At 61.1% G+C, this 211-nt stretch carries 1 pseudogene; it reads left to right on the top strand.

Annotated features, from left to right (window positions below):
- Positions 1 to 211: pseudogene (locus tag HJW02_RS13660) on the top strand (histidinol phosphatase); the annotation flags it as partial.

Raw genomic sequence — 211 nt, 5'->3', positions numbered from 1 at the left:
AACGCGCCGCTGCTGGCGACCAACGATTCCCATTACACGCGTGCCGAAGACGCCGGCGCGCAGGACGCCATGCTGTGCATCAACTCCGGCTCCACGCTGGACGAGCCGGGCCGATTCAAATTCGACGGCACCGGCTACTACATCAAATCCGCCGAGGAAATGCGCGAACTGTTCAAAGACCTTCCCGAAGCGTGCGACAACACGTTGGAGA

Source organism: Akkermansia sp. GGCC_0220 (genome assembly GCF_017566105.1).
Classification (GTDB): domain Bacteria; phylum Verrucomicrobiota; class Verrucomicrobiia; order Verrucomicrobiales; family Akkermansiaceae; genus Akkermansia; species Akkermansia massiliensis.
Note: the sequence above shows the minus strand (reverse complement) of the source record. Positions and strands in the feature narration are given on the sequence as shown.